This window comes from Spirillospora sp. NPDC046719 (assembly GCF_040645715.1).
In the GTDB taxonomy this organism is placed as follows: Bacteria; Actinomycetota; Actinomycetes; order Streptosporangiales; family Streptosporangiaceae; genus Spirillospora.
Genome location: NZ_JBEYYT010000581.1, coordinates 1 through 4,941 on the forward strand (window position 1 = coordinate 1; position 4,941 = coordinate 4,941).

Sequence of the window (4,941 nt, forward strand, 5' to 3'; positions counted from 1 at the left end):
CTTGACGGCCGCCCACTGGGAGTTGGTGGTGCGGGTGATGTTGACGCCCGCGGCCCCACGCGGCACACCGTCACGGCGGCCGCGGACCGGGCGGCGCGCCCCACGCGCCGTCCCCCAGGGCGGCACGATCCACGCGTCGCCCCGCGGCACCGGGAGAGCGTGCCGCACCGGTCTCTCCGAGACCCGGCCGGCCCGGCCCACCGTGCGCACGCCGTCAGCGTGCATGGCGCTGAGAGCGCGCCACGCTGGACCACACAGGGCTCCGGCCCGGGCGGTCCCCCGGACAAGGGGCCGCCGCCATCACAACATCAGCGCCGCTCTTTCGCACGCGGGACAAAGGGTCCCGCGCACGGGCCCCATGACGCCCACAGGATCGCAGCGGCAGCGCCGAATCCGCGCCGTGCGGCGCGGAACCGGGGACCCACCTTCACCGGAGTCCGGAGCACTTCCGGACGGACATTCCGGTACCCGGGGTGAATCGGTGCGCCTCTTCCGGCACGACCGGTGAGAGCCGCCGTAGGGCCACTTCCACGCCCGAACCCGACAGCTAACCCGGTAGGCGTCTGGAAGAAGGAGTGAACACTGTCCACCTACCCTCAGCAGAACGCCCCGCCGCGGCCGGATGACGGGCCCGGACGGGCCTCCTAGCCGAAGGCACCAATCTCTCCGGGCGCGGCCGTCCGCCGCGCCCACCGCCGCGCCGCCCGCCCCGCAGGGCGCGGCGACGGCTCCGGTCACGGCGCCGGGCTACTCGCCCCGCGAGCCCGTGATCGGCTCCTCGTTCGCCGACCCGTCGGTGATCAAGGCGGGGGACGCGTACTACGCCTACGGCACCAACGACGCCGGCGCCAACATGCCGGTCGCGTCCGCCCCCGACATCACCGGCCCGTGGAAGCGGCGCGCCTCCGACGGCCTGGTCCGGCTGCCGTCCTGGGCCACCGGCGGCCGGACGTGGGCGCCGGAGGTGGTCCCGCCCGGCGCCGGCAACGGCAGCTACGTGCTCTACTTCACCGCGCGCCACAAGGAGAAGGACAAGCAGTGCGTCGGGGTGGCGACCGCGTCGTCCCCGGCGGGCCCGTTCGTCGCCCTGGACGGCGATCCGCTGGTGTGCCCGCTCGACCTCGGCGGCGCCATCGACCCGTCCTCGTTCGTCGACCGGGACGGCGGCCGCTACCTGCTCTACAAGACCGACGCCCGCAAGACCGCCGCGATCTGGCTGGTGCGGCTCAGCCCGGACGGCCTGTACCTCGCGGGTCCGCCGCGCAAGATCATGGCGCGCGGGAAGGACGACCCGGTGCTGGTCGAGTCCCCGGTCCTCGTCTTCCGGGGCGGCAAGTACGTGCTGCTCTACTCGGCGGGCTGGTACTTCGAGACGAACTACCAGACCAGGTACGCCGTGTCCGCGTCGCTGAACGGCCCGTACGAGAAGGCGAAGGAGCCGCTGCAGAGCACCGGCCGGTACGGCGACGACGTCAAGGGGCCGGGCGGGGCGAGCATCGTGACGGACGCGAGCGGCGACCACCTGGTGTTCCACGGGCTGCTGGACTACCGCTCCAGCAAGCACATCCGGCGCGGCATGTACGTCGCGGCGCTCGCGTGGAACGGCTCGCAACCCGTCCTGCAGGGCGTCCCCACGCGCTACGAGGCCGAGCAGGGGCGGCTCAACGGCTGCGTCGCCGCGCTGCCGCGGCCGAACGCCTCGGGCGGGCGCGTCGTGGGCCCGTTCGACCGCGACGGCTGCGGCCTCGACGTCCCGGTCCTCGCGCCCGCCGCCGGGCGGTACTCGGTGAAGGTCGCGTACGCCAACCGGTCGGGCAACGAGTCCCACCTGCGGTTCTCGGTGAACGGGACCCCGGAGACGACGCTCACGCTCCGCAGGACGCAGGGGGCGGACTGGACGTCCACCGAGGTCCAGGTCGACCTGAACGCGGGCTGGAACACCCTCGGGCTGGCGCGCGGCGACGGCCAGGGCCAGATCGACTACCTGGAAGTCCGCTAGCGCTCCGAGGTGTCGGCTAGGGCTTCGCCGTGCCGGCGTGCGGCTTGGGCGTCGCGGTGCGGGTCTTGGGAGACGTGGTGCGGGTCTTGGGCGCCGTCCGGTGCGGCTTCGCGGCGGGCCCGTGCGGCTTCGACGGGGACTCGTACGGGCCGGTGCGCACGTACAGCGTCAGCTTCCCGCCCTTGTACGTCCAGACGTGGGCGATCCGCCAGGGGCCGGTGGCCCGGATCATCAGGCGGCGCCGTCCCACCAGGGGCCCCGGGCGCTTGCCGAGCGATCGGCTGCCCATCACCCACAGGCGCTGCGCCTGGCTGAGGGGGGCGCGCAGCTCGTTGGGGAACTTGTCCCGGCCCAGGATGTTGCCCGCGCTCACCGGGTCCTCGGCCATCCCGACGTCGTCGAGGCGGCCGAACGCGTCCGGGTAGGCGGCGGCGTCCCAGCGCACGACGGCGCCGAGGTAGAGGATCGCGTCCCCCCGGTGCGCCTCGCGGCGGACGACGTCGGCGGGCGTGCGCAGGTCGTCCAGCTTCGCGTCCTGCCGCCGGACGTCCAGCTGGGTGGGCACCGTCACCGCGGCCATCGCGACCGCCACCGCCGCCGCGAGCAGGGCGCCGGCGGGAGGACGGCCCACGCCCGCGAGCAGCGCGAGGCCCGCCCCGGTCAGCAGGGACAGCGCGGGCAGGCAGAACAGCACGTACCGGTCGATGAACATGGGGTCGGCCACCAGCGACACGGCGATCAGCACCGCGGGCGGCAGCAGCAGCCACGGCACCGCGACGGCGGTGAGGGGCGCGCCGGAGTCCCGGCCGCGCGCCCGGACGCCCGCGACGGCGCCGGCCACCGCCAGCGCGAGGACCGGCGCGACCAGCCAGTGGTTGCCGGTCATGAACTTCAGGAGCCGCCAGACGGTGGCCGACGACGGCCTCGGCAGCCAGTTGACCTGGTCGGACTGGCTTTGCGCGGCCAGCACGAACGGGATCAGGGCGGCGCCGGCGAGGCCGCCGCAGACCGGCCACCGCAGCCACGTGCGGGGCGCCCTGTCGCGCGTCGCCAGGAGCGTGACGCCGTGCGCCGGGAGCAGCAGCAGGGCGTCGAGGTTGAGGAGGCCGAGGAACGCGATCGCGACGCCGTAGCCCGCGAGCCAGCGCCAGGGATGCCGCCAGCCCGGGCCGACGCCCCGGACGAGCAGGTAGGTGGCGAGCACCGCCACCGCCGTCACCATCGCGTACGAGCGGGCCTCGATCGCGTACTTGGAGGCGGCGACGGAGCCCGCGTAGACCAGCCCGGCGAAGAGCCCCGCGAGCGGGCCCGCGCAGCGCCGCCCGATCAGCACGATCCCGGCGGCGGCGGCCGCGGTGGCCAGCGCGCTCGGTAACCGCAGCGCCACCTCGCCGTCGCCGAAGACCAGCACCCACGGCCGCATGATCAGGTAGTAGAGGGCGTGGACGAGGTCGAGATGGTGGAAGACGCGCAGCATCTGCCCGGTGGGCCGGCCGGCCACGCTGACCGTGGCCGCCTCGTCCAGCCAGAACGCCGGGCCGCCGATCCCCGCGACGGTGACGGCCAGCGCCGCGACCGCCGCGGCCAGCGGCGCCGCCGGCCCGGCGAGCCACCGCGCGCGCTGGGGGGCCTCGTCCCGGGCGGGACTATCGAGGGCGAGGCGCGTCATCGGGAAGTACCTCCAGGCCGGCCTCGCGCAGCAGGTCGGCGGTCGGTCTCGGACGGCTGAGCAGCCCTTCGCGGACGCCGCGCGCCAGGGCGCGGCGCAGCACGGCGCGGTCCCGGGATCCGGCGAAGGTGCGGGCCCAGCGCCGCAGCGTCGACCCGGCGTACAGCACCCGCTCCGCGGGGGCGAGCCCGCGGCTGCCGGCGAACAGCCAGATCTTGTTGCGGACCTCGAAGTAGAAGCGGTCGCCCGGGTCGGCGTCGGTCGACCCGAACGTCCTGGTCTTGTGCACCACGACGCTGTCGCGGCAGACCAGCCCGCGGCGGCCGCGCAGCAGCCGCATGGTGAACTCGAAGTCGTCGTTCCACAGGAAGTAGTCGGCGATCGGCAGCCCGCGCTCGCGGACCCGCGCCGCGTCCACGAGGATCGACACGAACGAGGCGGAGCGGACGGGATAGCCGTTCACCGCCTCGGCCCGCGCGCGCTCCGCGGCGGACGCCCGGGGCTTCTGCCGCGGCGTGTTCATCGGGTGGTCGCGGCCGTCCGTCCACACGACCCGGCTGCCGACCAGAACCGGCGCCTCCGCGCCGTCCCCTCCGTCGCTCGCCGCCTTCAGCAGCGCGTCGAGCGCGCCCGGCTCGGGGACGGTGTCGTCGTCCATCAGCCAGAGCCAGTCGGCGTCGCCCTTGAGGGCCTGCGCGATGCCCGCCGCGAAACCGCCCGCGCCGCCGGTGTTGCGCGACAGCTCCAGCAGCTCGGCGTCCGGGAACCGGGCCCGCACCATGTCCGCGGTGCCGTCGCCGGACGCGTTGTCCACCACGACGACCCGGTCCGGCGGGCGGGTCTGCGCGCCGAGGGCGGTGAGCGCCTCGGCCAGCAGTGAGATCCGGTTGTAGGTGACGACCACCGCCGCGACGACCGGGCTCATCGGCCCATGCCCGCCCGGCGGACGGCCCGGCGCAGTGCCGGCGCGGGCTGGGCGGACGCGACGTCCAGCAGCCTGCCGAGGCCCTCCTGCACCCCGGTGAGGTCGGCGCGCAGCTGCGCGAGCCCGACCCGCTCCCTCGCCTCCGAGAGCTTCTCCAGCAGGTGCACGATCACGTTCGTCGCCGCCTCGGCGACCTCGGACTCGGGCAGGTCGCGGGGCTGCAGCGCGGTCGCGGGACCGCCGGCGGAGGTCAGCTCGTCGAGGTCGCCGTGCACCTGGTACCCGGCGACGCGCAGCGCGGCGACGATCTGGCGGGTGCGCTGCGCCGCCCAGGCGGCGTGCTCGGGC

The 4,941-nt window shown here is 75.2% G+C and carries 4 protein-coding genes and 1 riboswitch; of the genes, 1 reads left to right on the forward strand and 3 read right to left on the reverse strand.

Annotation, left to right across the window (positions count from 1 at the left end; translation table 11 throughout):
- Window positions 1-375 precede the first annotated feature (375 nt).
- A riboswitch (cyclic di-AMP (ydaO/yuaA leader) is annotated at window positions 376-577 on the forward strand.
- Between the two features lie 189 nt (window positions 578-766).
- Window positions 767-1,999: a family 43 glycosylhydrolase gene (locus ABZ914_RS46485; protein ID WP_500201058.1), complete on the forward strand. Its 1,233-nt coding sequence runs from the start codon at window positions 767-769 to the stop codon at window positions 1,997-1,999.
- 16 nt (window positions 2,000-2,015) lie between these two features.
- Here ABZ914_RS46485 and ABZ914_RS46490 read toward each other — a convergent pair whose 3' ends face one another.
- The 3 genes from ABZ914_RS46490 to ABZ914_RS46500 all read right to left on the reverse strand — a co-directional run.
- A complete protein-coding gene (locus tag ABZ914_RS46490) occupies window positions 2,016-3,668 on the reverse strand; it encodes a glycosyltransferase family 39 protein (protein WP_500201059.1) in 1,653 nt (550 codons plus the stop codon).
- A complete protein-coding gene (locus ABZ914_RS46495; protein ID WP_500201060.1) occupies window positions 3,646-4,593 on the reverse strand; it encodes a glycosyltransferase in 948 nt (315 codons plus the stop codon). The genes ABZ914_RS46490 and ABZ914_RS46495 overlap by 23 nt, the downstream gene beginning before the upstream one ends.
- Window positions 4,590-4,941, reverse strand: a 352-nt coding sequence (locus ABZ914_RS46500) for a hypothetical protein (RefSeq protein ID WP_500201061.1), incomplete at its 5' end; no start/stop codon positions are given. The genes ABZ914_RS46500 and ABZ914_RS46495, both read right to left, overlap by 4 nt.